The organism is Nocardia sp. NPDC049935 (assembly GCF_055586645.1).
The window spans coordinates 221,112-237,562 of sequence record NZ_JBVJHV010000005.1; the positions used below are offsets into that span (position 1 = coordinate 221,112).

The 16,451-nt window shown below is 67.7% G+C and carries 11 protein-coding genes; 6 read left to right on the forward strand and 5 right to left on the reverse strand.

Annotated features, from left to right (window positions below; translation table 11 throughout):
- Window positions 1-36 precede the first annotated feature (36 nt).
- The 4 genes from ACZ6SF_RS20920 (at window position 37) to ACZ6SF_RS20935 (ending at window position 5,269) form a co-directional block, all read left to right on the forward strand.
- Window positions 37-1,239: a DUF7373 family lipoprotein gene (locus ACZ6SF_RS20920; protein ID WP_466063837.1), complete on the forward strand. Its 1,203-nt coding sequence runs from the start codon at window positions 37-39 to the stop codon at window positions 1,237-1,239.
- A gap of 8 nt (window positions 1,240-1,247) precedes the next feature.
- Window positions 1,248-2,468, forward strand: a complete 1,221-nt coding sequence (locus ACZ6SF_RS20925) for a DUF7373 family lipoprotein (RefSeq protein ID WP_466063838.1) — start codon at window positions 1,248-1,250, stop codon at window positions 2,466-2,468.
- Window positions 2,469-2,588: 120 nt separating this feature from the next.
- A complete protein-coding gene (locus ACZ6SF_RS20930; protein ID WP_466063839.1) occupies window positions 2,589-4,100 on the forward strand; it encodes a serine/threonine-protein kinase in 1,512 nt (503 codons plus the stop codon).
- Window positions 4,101-4,210: 110 nt separating this feature from the next.
- Window positions 4,211-5,269 carry a DUF7373 family lipoprotein gene (locus ACZ6SF_RS20935; protein ID WP_466063840.1) on the forward strand — a complete coding sequence of 353 codons (1,059 nt, stop codon included), beginning with the start codon at window positions 4,211-4,213 and terminating at the stop codon, window positions 5,267-5,269.
- Between the two features lie 81 nt (window positions 5,270-5,350).
- Here the strand turns inward: ACZ6SF_RS20935 and ACZ6SF_RS20940 are convergent, their stop codons facing one another.
- The 4 genes from ACZ6SF_RS20940 to eccCa all read right to left on the reverse strand — a co-directional run bounded on the left by ACZ6SF_RS20940 (window position 5,351) and on the right by eccCa (window position 11,608).
- Entirely contained in the window at window positions 5,351-5,638 is a 288-nt protein-coding gene (locus tag ACZ6SF_RS20940) for a WXG100 family type VII secretion target (protein ID WP_466063841.1), read from the reverse strand.
- Window positions 5,639-5,674: 36 nt separating this feature from the next.
- Complete coding sequence (locus ACZ6SF_RS20945) at window positions 5,675-6,010, reverse strand: WXG100 family type VII secretion target (protein ID WP_466063842.1); 336 nt, start codon at window positions 6,008-6,010, stop codon at window positions 5,675-5,677.
- Between the two features lie 133 nt (window positions 6,011-6,143).
- Window positions 6,144-7,595 carry a type VII secretion-associated protein gene (locus ACZ6SF_RS20950; RefSeq protein ID WP_466063843.1) on the reverse strand — a complete coding sequence of 484 codons (1,452 nt, stop codon included), beginning with the start codon at window positions 7,593-7,595 and terminating at the stop codon, window positions 6,144-6,146.
- On the reverse strand, window positions 7,577-11,608 hold the full coding sequence (eccCa, locus tag ACZ6SF_RS20955; RefSeq protein WP_466063844.1) for a type VII secretion protein EccCa: 4,032 nt from the start codon (window positions 11,606-11,608) through the stop codon (window positions 7,577-7,579). Before eccCa ends, ACZ6SF_RS20950 begins: the two co-directional genes overlap by 19 nt.
- Window positions 11,609-11,804: 196 nt before the next feature.
- Here eccCa and eccD point away from each other — a divergent pair, with 196 nt between their 5' ends.
- Window positions 11,805-13,247 carry a type VII secretion integral membrane protein EccD gene (eccD, locus tag ACZ6SF_RS20960; RefSeq protein WP_466063845.1) on the forward strand — a complete coding sequence of 481 codons (1,443 nt, stop codon included), beginning with the start codon at window positions 11,805-11,807 and terminating at the stop codon, window positions 13,245-13,247.
- A complete protein-coding gene (gene mycP, locus ACZ6SF_RS20965; RefSeq protein ID WP_466063846.1) occupies window positions 13,244-14,653 on the forward strand; it encodes a type VII secretion-associated serine protease mycosin in 1,410 nt (469 codons plus the stop codon). Before eccD ends, mycP begins: the two co-directional genes overlap by 4 nt.
- A gap of 209 nt (window positions 14,654-14,862) precedes the next feature.
- On the opposite strand, the gene eccB is transcribed toward mycP, so the two are convergent.
- A complete protein-coding gene (eccB, locus tag ACZ6SF_RS20970; protein ID WP_466063847.1) occupies window positions 14,863-16,332 on the reverse strand; it encodes a type VII secretion protein EccB in 1,470 nt (489 codons plus the stop codon).
- Between the last annotated feature and the right edge of the window lie 119 nt (window positions 16,333-16,451).

The following is a 16,451-nucleotide window of genomic DNA, read 5'->3' on the forward strand; positions in this document are numbered from 1 at the left end:
GATTCCGCCGGATCGCAATTCGTCAGGGGGGTCACAGTGCATACGGCGAGTCACACTGTGCTGTGGCGAATCTGCGCCGGAACGGCCGCGGTGCTGCTGGCGGCGGGAGTCGCCGGGTGCGGGTCGGTGACCGACGGCCGCGCGATCCGGCCCCGGCCGGATCTGACGAATCTCGATGTGGGGAACTACCGGACCGAGCCCACCCCGTACGGCGCCGCCGGCGACCGCAAGGCCGCACGCTTCCGAGAGGGCCAGCGGCTGGGCGATTTCGTGGCACTGCCGTTCGAGGCCGACCCCGCGTATGTGGTCCCCGTGCGGAGCACGGGCGGCCCGGTGGTCCTGGATCGCCGGGATATGGAGTCGCTGGTGGTCAACGATACGTTCGACGACGTCGCCGCCGATCTCGTCGCCGGCTGGGTGCACACCTGGTCCACCGACGGCGACCCGGGCACGGCGGCGCAGATGAGCATCGCGGTGCTGATGTTCCCGGACGCGGGCACCGCGGAAACGGTCGCCGCCGGCCTCGAACACGACGATTTCACCTTCAACACCGACAACCGGCCCGTCCCGCTCCCGGGCCGGCCGGGGACCATCGCGCACTGGCGTCCGGGTATCGCGTCGCTGGGCAGCTGGACCAGCCACGATCGCTACGTCGTCTTCATCAAATACGACGACGCGTCCGGGCGGACCGATCTGCCGGGGATGGTGCAACGCACCGGCGCACTGCTCGATGTCCAGATCCCGCTGCTCGACGGTTTCGAGCCCACCCCCGCCGAACGGCTGAGCGAGATACCGCTGGACCCCGACGATGTGCTGGCGATCGCCCTGCCGCGCGATGCGCAGACCGCGGCGATCCTGGGTCCCGTGAGCACCTTTCGCGGACGCGGCGCCCTGCACGCCTTCACCGGTCTGACCAGCCTCGATTTCATCGAGAAAGGTCAGCTCTCCGCGATCGCCCTGGCGGAGTCGGTGGTGATGCGCAGCCGCACCGACGAGGGGGCCGAAGCGCTGTGGCAGGAGTTCCGGCCGAGCTCAGCGGAATCCGTCGAGCCGATCGAGGCGCCGTCGGGCTTCACCGACGGGAAGGTCGAATGCTTCCGCCGGAAGGCCGAACCGCACGAGAAACAGTCGAGCTTCTGCGTGATCCGTACCGGGAGATTCTTCGCGCAGGTGGAGGGCGCGCAGATCCAGGATCTGCACCAGAAGACCTCGGCCCAGTACGCACTGCTCGCGGGGTGAGGCGAACAATGGGTTTCACGCACGACCGACACCGGACAGCCAAGCGCCTGGTACCGGCCGTGGCCGCGTTCCTGTTCGCGGTATCGGTCGCCGCCTGCGGGCAGCAGGTGGCCGGCCACCCCGGGCCCGGGATGGCGCCGGTGGACCCGAACACACTGGATACCGGATTGTTCCCCACCGAGCCGTCGGCGTTCGAGATGCAGTTCAACACCTCGGCGGATATCTACTCCCTCGAATCCCGCCGGATGCTGGGCCATCTGGTCTCCCCCTACCGTGTGGACCCCGAATTCCGGTACCTCGAGGACACCGAGTTCGTCTCCGCGGGCACGACTCCCTCCTCGAATCTGCTACCCGCCGAATTCGGTCCCATCTCGGAGCGCAACTACCTGGTCGCCGGGGCCGTCACCACGCGTGGGAACAATGATCCACGCAGCGGGGAACGGCTGTCCCTCGCCCTGCTGAGGTTCGGAAACGACGACTACGCGCGGTCCGCGGCCGCCGAATACAACGCCACCGCGGACAGGCTGACGCCCGGGCGGCAGCGGATCGAGCCGGCCGGACACGGCGACGCCTTCGCCGCACTGACACCCGGCCACGACCGGGCCGACCTGTTCGCCGCCACCGGTCCCTTCGTGGTGGTCGCCTCCCTATTGGCACCCGCCGATAGGGCCGCACTCGCCGCCGAGCGGTTCGCCACATTGCTCGACCTGCAGTTCGCCGAGCTGAACGGCCTGGTCCCGACGCCACCCGACGATATGCTCGATCTGCCCACCGACCCGGACGGCATCATGAGCACGACTCTGCCGAGCGAATTCCCGGGCAGCGCGGCCTTCAGCGATCTGCTGGGCGCCTATCCGCCGTCGGCGTATCTGCATGTAGAACCCGATGCCGAGGCGATCCACGACTACAGCGCCTTCGGTGTGGATCTGGTGGCCCGCAACAACGCGACCGTGTATCGCACCGGCGGGATGTCGCAGGCTTTCGCCCTGCAGACCGCGCTGACCAGTATCGGGAAATACGACGAGGAGTTGGCCGGACCGCCCGGGCTCCCCGACGCGCGCTGTGTCCACCGCGACTACAGCACCGCGCTGTTCCAGGCATTCTTCTGCGTCGTAGTCTACGACCGATACGTGGCGCTGGTCGACGACACCGGGCTGGGGAATCTGCCCTCACCCGAACTGCACCAGGGAACCGCCGCGCAGTACGCCATCCTCGCGAACAGCCGGTGACCGCGATGCGCGAGACAGGCGGCGCCGTGCTGCCCGGGAACCCGGTGTAGGGCAGGATCAATCCGACCGCACCCGGGGAACGGTCGCTCGTACCGGGCGGTCACGCAGGAGGAGGAACGCATGGTGTTGCCGCCCGGTGCCGTCGTCGGCGGCTACCGCATAGTCGGAGTTCTCGGCAGTGGCGGAATGGGATCGGTATATCTGGGTCAGCACCCCAGCCTGCCGCGACAGGACGCGATCAAGATCCTCAGTGAGGATCTCTCCGGCGACCCGGAATTCCGCGCCCGCTTCGAACGCGAAGGCGATCTGGCCTCCGGCCTGGACCATCCGAATATCGTCACGGTGTACAACCGGGGCGAGGAAGACGGCCGGCTGTGGATCGCGATGAAATACGTACCGGGCACCGACGCCTCCGAGGAGGCCGGTAAAGGTCCGGCGATCATGACGCCGCAGCGGGCCCTGCATATCGTCTCCGAAGTCGGCAAAGGACTGGATTACGCGCACCGGCGCCGCCTCCTGCACCGCGATATCAAACCCGCCAACTTCCTGCTCTCGAACTCCCCGGACGACGATCACGAACGCGTCCTGCTCACCGATTTCGGTGTCGCGAAATCCGCCGAGGACGGGCGGGATCTCACCGCGACCGGCAAATTCATGGCCACGGTGGCCTACGCGTCACCCGAACAACTGCTCGGACAGCGGCTGGACCACCGCTCCGATATCTACAGCCTCGGGTGTTCGTTCTTCCGGCTGCTCACCGGTCAGAACCCCTACCCGTCGACCGTTCCGGCCGTGGTGATGATGGGCCATATCAACGAGGTACCGCCACAGATATCGCAGGTCCGCCGCGATCTACCCCCGGCGCTCGACCAGGTTTTCGCCACAGTCCTCGCCAAGAACCCGGCGGAACGCTACCCCACCTGCCGGGAGTTCGTCGCGGACGCCGAAGCGGCGATGCGCGGACAGCGCGCGCATCCGGGCGGATACTTCTCCGCCACCGGGGCACCACCGCGACCCGGCCAAGAGGGCATAGTCACCCGGCCGCGCGAGAGTTTCGCCGCCGCCCCGCCCGCCGGGGCGGGTCGCCGGAAGAGCCGTCCGCGCCGGATACTGGTGTCGGCCGCCCTGGCACTCGTCGCCGTGGTGGCCGTGGCGGCGGGGATCTACGCCTTCTCGGGCGACGGGGCCGGATCGCCGGGCGGTCCGGATCTCGCCGCGGTCCGATCGGCACATCCCGAATTCGCCGGGAAAACGGTCGCCGCCTTCAACTACGGGAATTCCAATTTCTCCGCCGTCCTGGACGGTTCCCCGCAGGCCGATTTCCTCCGCGATATCGGTTTCCGCTACAGCGACGAATTCACCCCGCTGAAGAACGAGACCTCACCGCGGGACCTGTCGCCGCTGACCTTCTCGCTACCGGACCTGCTCGACGTCGTGATCGTCACGAGAACCGACAGCGCCGCCGGTAACGGAGGCCTGGCAGGCCTGCCGGGGAAGTTCCTGAGCTCGTCGGCCGCCATTGTGGTCGTCGACGATATCAACACGGTCCAGGCGTTTCAGGTGTGGACCGATCAGTCGGCGGGCACGCTCGTGGACACGATGGTTCCGTCGATTTCCGACGTTGTCGAGTAATAGAGGGGGGGACGACCGTGCGGGTCTCGCGGTGGATTTCGAGTGCGGTATGCGCGGTGCTGGCGGTGGGCATCGCCGGTTGCGGCCACGATACGGAAGACATTTCCGCGGTGGACACTTCCGCCCTGCGGCCCGGTAATTACCGGGTCACGCCGCGGACCGTGGACGAGGTTCGCACCCCCGCGAACACCGATATCCAGGAAGCGCTCCGGCTGGCCGAACATATCCCGTTGATCATGGATATCGACCCGAAACTGGGTTTCGGAACCGTCGAATATCGGCGCCAGATGTTCACTCCGCTCGAACCACCGAAGCTGACCGACGATTTCGCCACCGCGGTACCCGGTTTCACCGTCGGCTGGGAAACCAACGGACAACGCCGGGCGGACCAGAACCTGGGGCGGACGGTCGACCTGCTGGTACTCCGGTTCTCCGAAGCCGGGCAGGCCGCGCACGCCGCGAAATTCCTCTCCGACCGAGCCTGGACGGGTCAGTACCGCCCCGTCGGCCCGATCGCCATACCCGGACACCCCACCGCCGTCGGTGTACTCGGCCAATTCGGTGCCGTGACCACCTGGATCGCGCACGGTGAATACCTGATCAAAACCTACGTCGGCGCCGGTGTGGATATACCGCCGGCTCCCGGAGGCCTGGCCGAGCTGACCCGGGCCGTGCTCGACAGGCAATTCGAGCGGCTACGGGACTTCCGCCCGACCCCACCCGGTGAGTTGTCCGGATTGCCGGTCGACCGGGACGATGTTCTGCGCCACACCTTGCCCGGCGCGGAGGGGGCGGCCGAGGCGGTGATGGGACCGCATACCGCGTTGCATTTCTCGGAACGGCCCGACCTGCTGAAACGAGCCTTCGACGATGCGCGGGTCGATCTCGTCGTCCAAGCGGGGGCCGATATCTATCGCGCCGGCGATGCGAGTGCCGCCGAGCGTTTCGCGGCCTTCCTGGTCTCCCGGCTCGATTCCGCTTACGAACCGGTGGACGCCCCTCCGGGAATGCCCGGCGCGCACTGCGCCGAAAACCCCGAGGAGACCGATTCGCTCCAATGCGTTTTCACCAACGACCGCTACACCGTCCGGATCGACGGCGCGGGGCAGATCCAGGATCTACATCAGAAAGTCGCGGCGCAATATCTACTGCTCGACGCACACGACTGAAGGACCGAAAACAATTGTGCCCCGAGCATGGGTCTCGGGGCACAATTGTTGGTTCGATCTGCCTGCGGTCGTTCCGTCGGACTAGGCCCAGCGCGACGCATTCAGTTTATCGGTGGTCGACATATCGATGGCACCGTCCTCGACGATCTTCGCGAGCCGCTCCATGATGTCGAGCAGGCCGTTGTGGGCCTCGTCCCAGCGGTTCTGCTTGGTGCGGTAGGCCTCCTGCGCGCCGGATTCCCACTCCGCCGCGAGAGCCGCGACATAGCCCTTGAGCTCGTCGTGGGTTTCCGTGAGCCGGCCCTTCGAGGTGCGAAGGTCGCCGGTCATCGCCATCAGCTGGGCTTCTGAGTACTTCATCGTTGACATAGGTGAAACTCCTAGAATTCGCGTGAACCGATGACGTCAGATGTTCAGGCTGGAGCCCAGCTCGGACGAAGCACCCAGGGAATGGAGCCGATCCTGGTTCGCCTGCTCGGTCGCCGTGTAGCCCTTTCCGTTTTCCCGGATGAGGCTTCCGATCTCGGCGAGGACGTCATGCAGTTTGCGGGACTGCTGATCGTAGTCGTCCATCACCTTGCGGAAGGTGCCGGCGGCCGCGCCCTCCCAGTTCCCCGCCGAACCGGCAACAATGTTGCGGACGTTTCCGATTTCGGTCTGCAGCTGCGAATTCACGTTCTCGACGTGCTTGGCAGCTGTCTCCATTGCCGCTACGTCGGTAGTGACGTTGGGGTTCGCCACGGTATCTCCTTACTCGAGTTCGGATCCGGACCCCCTGCGTCCGCAAACGGTCCGAACTTGCCTTCACGATGATTGGACGAGGTACCCGCCCAATCGGTTCCATAGGATTTCGAGAAGCCCCCCCCGGCCGGTGTCACGGAGTGACCTCCAGCGAGGTGGCGAGGCCTTCACAGATAGGTGTGATCGAGTCCTGCCCCCCTGTCTGATACTGGCACCCGATACTGATCTGGATGCTGTGCTCGACGATAACATGCCAGTCAACGGTCGATCCGTCGTCCGGATGCTCGGTATAGGCCAGTCCCGGACGGCCCGCGAAGACCACATCGCGCCGGACCGCGGAGACGGATCCGGCTGGGCGAGAAGCTATCTGCGCCTGCAGCGCGGCGGCGATCCCGTCGTAGCCGGCATCGGCGGCCACCGCCTGCTGGGTCACCGTGATCCGGGCGCGTAATCCGGCGCCGGGCACCAGTTCGAGACGCTGGGAGGTATCGGCGGCGGGATCCCGGACCCGCCAGCCGTCCGGGACGGTGAGCCGGAGCGCGCCCACGGTGCGCGGTCCCGAATCGGTCCCGGATCCGGCGGCAGCCGTGGTCGCGGCGGTGGCCGTGGCGGTGGACGCGACGGCTTCGCTCTCGCCGCCGGTGGACCGGACCAGGGCGAACGCCCCGGCGGCCAGCACCGCTACGGCGAGAATCGCTGCCGCGCCGAGGTAGAGCGGAGTCCTGGACCGGGGCGGGCGGGTGGCCGCGGCCCGCTCCCGCAGCGGTTGCAGCCATTCGGTATCGGGGCGCGCCGGCGGCAGGCCGGGGTTGTGGTCCACGGGCACGGTCTGCCGGACCCGCACCAGATCCGTACCCGCGACGACCAGGAGTTCGGCATTGTGGCACGGGTCGGCGACCACGGTCGCGACGAGGTTCAGGAAATCGGCGTCGGTACGCCCGACCACGATCACCGAATCCACCTGGCAGCCGTGCACGAGGCGTTCCACGAGTTCACGGAATCGGCCCATTCCGTATTCCCCGGCCCCGATCTCGGCGGCGGCGAGATCCGGTTCGTGCTCACAGAATTCCAGCCGGGCGCCGGACTCGCCGGGGACCACCGTCGCGGCGGTGGTCGACAACGCACCGAACTCCAGGACCACCGTGCGCACATCGCGGACCCGCCGGCTCGCGGCCACCGCGCGCAACGCGGTGGTCTGCAGAACGACCCGCGCACCGTGCCCCGACGCCGCGGCTTCCAGCACGGCGAGCCGGTGCTGATCCCATTCGGTCGGATGCACCACCGTGAGCTGCTCACACGGTGCATCGATCCGCAACTGCGCGAGCGTATATCCGAAAACCGCGCTCAGGGCGTCCACCGGTTTCGGCATCCCCGGATCGAAGGCCACCCGATCGGCGGTGAGCAACTGAACCGGCGATACCGCGATCGACGGCGGCGCCAGCGGTTCACCGACCACCAGGCTGCGCCCGTCACCGGCCGGCACGATCGAAGGGACGAGGTCGGCGTGGGTGTTGGCGCTCCACGCCCACAACCGGGTCTCGGTCAGGGCGATCTCGACGGCCGGCATTACTGCGCCGGCATCCACGAGGTCTGGATGAGTTCGGTCCCCGACCGGCCGACGAGGGTGCCACGACCCGCGGGCATCGCGCTCGGGCGGACATTGCCGAGCAGACCGCCCTCTTCGCGGCTACCGCTCATCACCAGGCCGGGCGTGGCCAGATCCCGCAGCCGGGAGATCACCGGCTCGTACATGGCCCGGCCGGCGCCGCCGGAACGCCGCGAGATGATCAGGTGCAGGCCGATATCCTTGGCATGCGCCAGATAGTCGACGATCTGCGCCAGCGGATTACCGCTGGAACCGCTGGACACCAGGTCGTAGTCGTCCACGACGATGAACAGATCGGGCCCGGTCCACCAGGACCGATCGCGCAGTTCCTGCGGTGTGACGTTCGGGCCGGGCATCCGGGACTGCAGCAGCGCCGCCAGATCCCGCATATTCGTCATCAGCCCTTCGGCGCCGGTCGCATAGGCCGCCAGGCGTTCCTGTTCGAAGGCGCCGAGCATGGTACGGCGGAAATCCGCCAGCACCAGGGCGGCGGTGTTGCGGGCATTGGATTCGATGATGCCGCTGACGATATTGCGCAGCAGTGTGGTCTTACCGCATTCGGTGTCACCGAAGATGATGAAATGCGGGTTGTCGTCGAAATTGAGGAAGACCGGCGACAGCTCGGATTCGTTGATACCGATCGGGATGGACACCGTGCGCTGTTCGGGATGGCCCTGCCAGGGCCCGATGGCCCGCACGAACTGTTCGCGATCGAGCCGTTCGGGCAGCATCCGGACCTGCGGCGCCGGACGTCCCGGGGTCGCCTGCTGGATCCGGGCGACCGCGTCGGCGACGCCCCGGCTGAGATCCTCGGGTTCGGAGGAGCCGTCGACCCGCGGCAGCGCGGTGAGCATATGCAGGCTCTCCGGGGTCATACCGCGGCCGGGACGGCCCTGCGGTACCAGGGCGGCGACCTTGCGGCCGAACTCGGAGTCGGCGGGATCGCCCAGTCGCAGTTCGAGGCGGGTACCGATCTGGTCCTTGAGCTGGGGGCGCGCCTCCATCCACCGGGAAAGCGCGATCACCACGTGCACACCATAGGAAAGGCCCTGGACCGCGAGGTTCATGATGGCCTGCTCCAAGGGTTCGAAATCCTGCCGGATCGAACCGAAACCGTCGATGACGAGGAAGGCGTCACCGAAGGCGTCCTCGTGCGCGCCGGTGGCGGCCTGGCTGCTCGCCGGATCGGCGGCGCGCAGCCGCCGGAACTCCGCCATCGACTCGATGCCGAGCTGACGGAAGCGCAGTTCCCGGGTGCGCACGATGGTGGTCATCTCCGCGACCGTCCGGCGCACCTTGTCCTGATCCAAGCGGCCCGCCACGGAACCCACATGCGGCAGGCCTTCGAGGCTGGCCAGGGTGCCGCCACCGAAGTCCAGGCAGTAGAACTGCACCTGTTCGGCGGTATGGGTCAGCGCCATCGACATGATCAGCGAACGCAGCATGGTCGATTTACCCGACTGCGGGCCGCCGACGACGGCCACGTTGCCGCGGGCGCCGGAGAGGTCCACCACCAGCGGATCGCGCCGCTGGTCGTACGGGCGGTCGACGATACCGATCGGCGCGCGCAGCCCGGCCACGGCGTTGTACTCGCCGGTGAGGATCGAGCGGGGGTTGAGCTCGTCCAGCGGCGGCGCGGCGTCCAGCGGCGGCAGCCAGATCTCGTGCGCGGGCCGGCCGTGCCCGGTGATCCGGGCGACCAGCATGCCGAGGTCGGAGATCTGCTCCCCGTCCTCGACCAGGGGTTCGGGTTCGAAGGCCGGTTGCACCGCCAGCGGGGTCCGGTCCGCGGCGCGGAATTCGACGTGTTTGGCCAGGAAGGGCCGCGCGGTGATATCGATTTCGCCGGCGCCGGTGGCCACGCTGATATCGCGCTGCGGTCCCCCGCCCACATAGGTGCCCGAGACGTAGGAGGCCTGGAAGCGCTGGATCTCCCCCGAATCGGATTTCAGGTAGCCGCCGCCGGGGTTGTTGGGGAGGTTGTAGGCGTCCGGCACACCCAGCACCTGGCGGGATTCGTTGGCGGAGAAGGTTTTCAGGCCGATCCGGTAGGACAGGTGCGATTCCAGGCCTTTGAGTTTTCCTTCTTCCAGCCGCTGCGAGGCGAGCAGCAGATGGACGTGCAACGACCGGCCGAGGCGGCCGATCATCACGAACAGTTCGGCGAAATCCGGGTGCTGGGTGAGGAGTTCGGAGAATTCGTCCAGCACGACGAACAGCGCGGGTAGCGGATCCAGGTCGGCGCCCGCCGCGCGCGCCTTCTCGTACTCCGAGACGTTGGCGAAGTTACCGGCCTGCCGCAGGATCTCCTGGCGGCGGTTCATCTCGCCGGCGAGCGCGTCGCGCATACGGTCGACGAGATCGGCTTCTTCCTCGAGGTTGGTGATGACCGCCGCCACGTGCGGCACGCCGTCCAGACCGAGGAAGGTCGCACCACCCTTGAAGTCGACCAGGACCAGGTTCAGCTGATCGGGCGAATGGGTGGCGAGCAGGCTGAGCACCAGGGTCCGCAGGAATTCGGACTTACCGGAACCGGTGGCGCCGATGCAGAGCCCGTGCGGACCCATACCGGATTCGGCGGCCTCCTTGATATCGAGCACGACCGGAAGTCCGTCGGCCCCGACACCGAACGGCACCCGCAGCCGCTCCCGGCCGTACCGGGGCCGCCAGGCGCTTTCCGGATTGAAGGAGCCGAGATCGCCGAGCCCCATGAGCTGGGCCCAGGTGTTGATCGTCTCGCCCTCGGTGGTCTCGACATCGCTGCTGCGCTGCGTGGCCGCGCGATACGGGGCCAGCCGGCGGGCCACCTGCTGGGCCTGCTCCCGGCTGATCCGGTCGATCAGGGCGAAGCGCTCCTGGTTGCCGGTGGCGCCGCGGCCCAGGCATTCACCGTTGCGGATGGTGAGGGTGATTCCGCGCGATACCGCCAGGCGGGGCGCGTAACCGCACAGGTCGATCACCGTGACGCCCTCGTAGCCGGACTCCCGCAACTGATCGTCCTCGGCCTCGAGCAGGCCGCCGTCGACGACGATCACCACATGCACCATGGCGGAGTTGGTGGGCTGGTTACGGGAATAGCGGACCCGGTTGCCGAGGATCGGCGCCAGACCGGCCATCGCCTCGCGGATCGACCCGAAGAACATGCGCTGGGTGCCGACCCCGTCCTGCGAGTCGGGATGCTGGGTATGCGGCAGCCATTTGGTCCACTCCCAGTCGGCGGCGGTATCCGGACCGCAGACGATCGCGGTCAGCACCTGGTCCGGGCCGTGGAACATGGCCAGCTGCACCAGCATCGCGCGCACCATGTCCCGGGCCTGGGCGCGGTCGCCGTCGAGCGCGATGGTGGCGAACCCCTTCACCGCGACGGCGGTGGGCAGATCGGGAACCGTGGAATGCGCGCGGACGAAGCGGCGCAGCGAGACCGCGGCGATGGGTTCGAGTTCCTCGACCGGGCCGGTTTCCGGGGCGACCAGCCGGGTGGCCAGACGCTGGCCGCCCAGCCCGATGCGGACGTGGCAGAAGTCCTTGTCGCTGGGCCGGCGCTCCCACATCCGGGAGGTGCCCGCGAGCATCCAGACGAGTCCCGGTTCGGGATGACTCCACTCCACGGCGGCCCGCTGCTCGGACGCGGTGACGTCGACATCCTTGCGGACCTGGTCGAGATAACGCAGATAATCCTTGCGGTCCTCGTTGGCCTCGGCCGCCTTGGCGCCCTTACCGTTGCCCTGACCGGCGAACATGCCGACCATCGAGACCATCATCATCATCGGGAACATGAGCGACATCGGGTTCGAGGCGATCCCGCTGCCCTGGGTGAACATCAGGGCCATCATCCCGACCATGCCGATGATCATCACCACCGGCATGAGCTTCATCAGCAGATTTCCGGGTGTTACCCGGGGGATCTCGGGGGGCGGCTGGAGGGTGACCTCGCCGCCGGGGGTTCGTGGGACCTCGCGGCGCGCACGCCGCTGAAACCGAACCGTGGTCATCGAACGAGATCCCCCTTGTAGCAATGCGATGTTCGGGCTCAGTGTAGAGGCAGCCGCGATCATGTCGTACAGTTCGACCTGCATTCTGCTGGCCGCGACGTGGGCACGCAACCCGCGATTCGCTGGGAGAATGCGGGAAAGAGCAGGGTAGCGAAACCAACTTGGGGGAAGCGTGACGCATGCGCGACTCGATCATATGGAGGAAGATTCCTCGCGGGGTATAGTCCGCGCTCCGGATCTCACCAGGGTCACCATTCTGGCAAAACACACCCAGGTCGATATGGCCATTCCGGTCGATGTTCCGGTCGCTCTGGTGATTCCCAGCGTCGTCGATATGGTCGCCGCGCACAGCCGGACCAATGATTTCGACAATCAGGGCGAACGGTACGAACCGGCCGACTGGGTTCTCGCCCGGATCGGCCAGCCGCCGCTGTCGAACTCGCTCAGCCTGGGCGAGCAGGGGGTGCGCGACGGCGAACTGCTGATGCTCGAGAACTCCGCGAACACCGCGCCCACGCCGCTGTTCGACGACATCATGTACAACGTCGCGGTCGCCGATTCACAGCATTTCCGCGGCTGGAATCCGGATGTCGCGCGGGTCACCGGATCGATCCTGGCCGCGCTCACCATGCTCGCCGGCTGCACCGGCCTGCTGGCCGCCCCGGACGCGATGCCCGGGTGGATCACCGGCGTCATCGCGCTGGGGGTGGCCGTTCTGCTGGTCGCGGGCGCGATGGTGCTGAGCCGGGTGTACGGCGATCCGAAGACCGCGCTGGTACTGGGCGGCTGCGCGTTGCCGCTGGCCTTCACCGGCGGCATGCTCATCGTGCCCGACCATTACGGCTGGCCCCATCTACTGCTCGGCTCCACCCTGTTCGGGGCGACGGCCATCCTGGCCTGGCGCGTCACGGGGGTCGGTCTCGGATTGTTCATCGGAGCCGGCACGCTCGCGCTCTTCATGGTTCCCGCCGCGCTGGTGGGCCTGCTGACCGAACAGCCGCTCGAGGCCGTCGGCGCGGTGGTCGCGGCCGTCGGCCTCGGCGCACTGTCGCTGGCTCCCCGCATCTCGATGATGCTGGCGAAACTGCCGCTGCCGCCGGTGCCCTCCCCCGGTACGCCCATCGATCCCACCGAGGACGATCCGGACGATCACCGTGCCCTGCCGACGCTGGATGTACTGCAGGCGAAGTCGGCGCGGGCGCGGACCTATCTGAGCGGTCTGGTCACCGCGACGACGCTGGTCACGGTGGTCGGCGCGCTGGTCGCCGTCGATCCGGACTACGGCGGCTTCTACTGGCAGGGTATCGCGCTGGCGCTGGTGTGCGCGGCGGTCCTGATGTTCCGCAGCCGCACCTACGCCGGCGCCGAACAGGCCGTGATCCTCATCGTCGGCGGGGCGTCGATCGTGCTGGTGATGCTGGTCGGGATGGCCTTCGTGGCGGAGCTGCCGCTGGCGGTGTTCGGAGCCGCCCTCGTGGTGCTCATCGCGGCACTGATCCTCGGAATCATCGTGCCGAACCAGTCGGCGACGCCGCCGATGCGCCGGGCCGCCGAACTGATCGAATACGGTTTCGTGGCCGCCGTGCTGCCGCTGGTGTTCTGGGTGGCCGATCTCTACTCCCTCGTCCGCGGACTGTGAACCGCGGGATCCGCACCGCGGCGGTGGCCGCGGTGCTCGGGATGAGCGCGTCGCTGGGTCTGGCGAATCCGGCGGCCTTCGCCGACCGGCCCGCGCCGGTCGATCCGGGCCAGTTACCGGCCGGGGATCCGGCCCGGCCGAGCCAGCCGACCGAACGCAAGGCCAATACGCCCTGCAACAGCACCGTATCCGGCGGCGAGGGCCCGACCGTTCCGCCCGCGCAGGCCGCGCTGGATCTGGGCCGGGCCTGGCAGTTCTCGAAGGGCGCGGGCCAGGTGGTCGCGGTGATCGATACCGGGGTGGCCCGTCATCCGCGTCTTCCGGGCCTGCGCGCGGGTGGGGATTTCGTGGCCAACAGCGGTGACGGCACCGAGGATTGCGACGCCCACGGCACGGTGGTCGCCGGCATCATCGGCGCGAGTCAGGCACCGGACCAGGGTTTTTCCGGAGTAGCACCGGAATCCACGATCCTCACCATCCGCCAGACCAGCGATAAGTACGTCAAGGCGGGCAGTAATGCCACCAAATCGCCGGAAGACCTCTCCAAAGAGGGCTACGGCAATGTGGCCACCATGGCCCAGGCCGTGCGCCGCGCCGCCGATATGGGTGCGACGGTTATCAATATCTCCGAGGTGGCCTGCAGTTCCAGCCCGATCAACGACGGCGCGCTCGGCGCCGCGCTGGATTACGCGGTCCACCAGAAGAACGCCGTGGTGGTCACCTCGGCCGGGAATACCGACAACAACAATTGCAAGGGCAACGACGGGATTCAGAACCCGCTGGACCCGGCCGCCGACCCGTGGGCGAACACCACCGTCAACGTCACCCCCGCCCGTTTCGACGATCTCGTCCTCTCGGTCGGCTCCATCAACGCCGAGGGTGCGCCGTCGGAGTTCACCGTCCCCGGGCCCTGGCTGAGTGTGGCCGCGCCCGGCGAGAACATCGTCTCGCTGGATGTGCACACCGGCGGCGTGATCAATGGGACGGTCAACGCCCAGGGTGGCCAGCAGACCATCAACGGCACCAGTTTCGCCGCCCCCTACGTATCCGGCGTGGTCGCGCTGGTGCGGGCCCGGTTCCCGGAATTATCGGCCGTCGAGGTGATGAAACGGATCCAGGCGACCGCGCACGCGCCCGCCGAGGGCTGGAATCCGTACGTGGGTTACGGCGCGATCGACCCCATCGCGGCGCTGACCAACGAGGTGCCCGCCGAATTGCGCCCGAAACAACAGAATCCGGCGGTGAGCAAGCAGCTCGCCGTCCCCGCTCCGCCGGAGCCGCCGGACCATACGGCGCGCAATATCGCGCTCATCGGCAGCGGGATCATCGGGGGCAGCCTCATCATCGGCTATCTCGCCTCGTTCCCGACGCGGCGGCGGTTCGGGGTCAGCGAGGACGACGCCTGACGGTCGTTGCCCCGGATCACCCTCCGGGGCAACGACTTACAGAACACTGAAGGCCGCGGGACCGACCGGCCGCGGAAACCGCACCCACGCTGTTCGGACGCTCGGTCCGTACATTGCGGGCAGGTGGCCGTCAGGCAAACCACTCCATCGGTGTGCCGTCACGTGACAGCGGATCTTCCGCCCTTCCGCGGAAGATCCGCGCCTACCGTCTACTTGGAAGAGGCGACCGGCTGATCGGCCGGCGAGGGATCCGGCGCGACACCGTCGTGAGCGACCAGCGCTTCCTCCCGGCCCAGGCTGGGACCGGAGGCCAGCAGGCCGACGATGGGCCAGGGTGCGGGCTCGGCCTTCTCGGGCATACCCAGCGCCTTGGCGGAATCGGCGTTCTTGATGCCGAAACGCACACCGGTGTCGGCGATGTAGAAGATGCTGTCCTTACGTTTGCTGTCCGGCTCGATACCCGTCGTCTGCACGTAGGCTCCGGTGCCCGGCGCGATATACGCCGAATCCACGTTCTGCCCCGAACCGTCGGCCTGGGCCAGCGGCACCAGCTTCGCGCCGTCGGCCATCGGCAGGCTCACCCCGGTGATCACCTGCAGTTCCGCGCGGGTTCCGGTGTTCTCGCCCGCCTCCGGAATCGGTTTCCACGTCAGGCAGCTCACCGGGTGGTCCTTGGCGTCCAGGATGGCCGGCGCGGTCTGCGGGAAGGTCTGGACCCGCAGCGCGTTGGACACCGCGACGCGCGTCCGGGTGGCCTGGTCGATGCTGAAATCACTCGACGTCTGCGGATTGGAGTTGCGGATGATCTCGGCGGCCAGCGGTGAGACCGGCTGCAGACCGTCGGTGAGCACCACGTAGTACTCGGTCTGCGAATCTCCGACCTGCACCACTTCGCCGATGCGGTGCCCGCTGACGTCCTTGGCGGGGGTGCCGCCGGGATCGGCGATGGTGGGCCGCTCGATCGGCATGACCTCGGGAATCGCGTTGACGAGTCCCTCGCTCACCGGGCGCGGGGTGGCGCCGGTGATGCCCAGGGCGTCGGTGACGGCGCGGTCGTCCATGGCCACGCGGGCCCGCTTGCCGTCGTAGATCAGGTAGGTGTTGTTCTCGCCCTGAACCAGCAGCGCCTTACCGGATTCCAGCGCCCCGGCCTTCGCGCCGAGTTCGAGCCCACCGGCGAGCACCGAGGTGGTGCGGTCCTGGCTGCCGTCGATCTTCATCTCGTCGCAGATCGTCCACTGCCGGCCCACACCCTCGGCGTTGTAGTGGATCGCGCCGGGAGCTCCCGGGATACCGATCAGCGGACCGCGGGCCTTCTTACCGACCTCGGCCTCCTTGACGATCGCCGCGTCCGGGGCGTCGCCCGCCGCGAGCCGGGCCGAGGCCAGGTTCAGTGCCGGATGCACGACATCGTTGAGCACCACGTAGACCGCGCCGGATTCCTTGCCGATCAGGATGGTGTTCTGCCCGATCTTGTCCTGGGGGCGCAGCAGCGCCAGCACGCCGCAACCGGCCAGCACCACCACCGCCAGCACCAGGCCGACGACGTAGGCGCGCACCTGGGAACGCATCGGGTCGTGCAGCATTCGCACGTCCCGGCGCACGAGCGCGTGTTCCATCCGGCGCACCAGAAAGTTGTAACCGCTGATCTGCCACCGAGTTGTGGGCTTTGAAGGCATCGTCTTCCCCCGAACTGTGCTCGTGCTCGCCGAACACAGTACAGTTCCCTGGGACGTAGTTCAGCTCGGCCGCCGATTACGGGCCGACACCGGGTACCTGGGGGACTCTGATGGCCGTT